The sequence below is a fragment of the Yersinia sp. 2542 StPb PI genome, from assembly GCF_048593855.1.
GTDB lineage: Bacteria > Pseudomonadota > Gammaproteobacteria > Enterobacterales > Enterobacteriaceae > Yersinia > Yersinia enterocolitica_E.
In genome coordinates this window covers 1-382 of sequence record NZ_JAZGQA010000520.1, presented here as the reverse complement: position 1 = coordinate 382, position 382 = coordinate 1, and the positions used below count along the sequence as shown (strand labels likewise).

Sequence of the window (382 nt, the reverse complement as noted above, 5' to 3'; positions counted from 1 at the left end):
ACCACACCGCTGGCCTGTGACTGCGGCGCTGCCCCGTCAAAAATCAGGGTGCCGCCACTCAGATCCAAGCCGTGCAACGTGCGATCATCCGTACCGACGGTGGTCACGTTATTGGCTGAGAGTTGCAGTGTGGCATTTGCCAGCGCGGCAGTGTTGCCCGCGTTTAACGCAAAGGTCGAGTTCGCCAGGTTCACAATGCCGCTGAATGCGCCGCCCACTGAAGAGCCGAAATCAAATGCCGTGCTGGCATCATTCTTCGCCACATTCAGCGTGCCAGTGCCGGTCAGTGCATGGTCAAACAGCGAGATATCAGCCAGATTCAAGGTGGCATCCGTGATATCCACCGTGACCGCATTGTCGACGCCATTGCTGCTGGTCAGGG

The 382-nt window shown here is 58.4% G+C and carries 1 protein-coding gene; it reads right to left on the bottom strand.

Annotated elements, in window-relative coordinates:
• Window positions 1–382 (bottom strand): hypothetical protein (locus V1952_RS22585; RefSeq protein WP_420075641.1); only part of this gene is annotated, 382 nt, incomplete at both ends.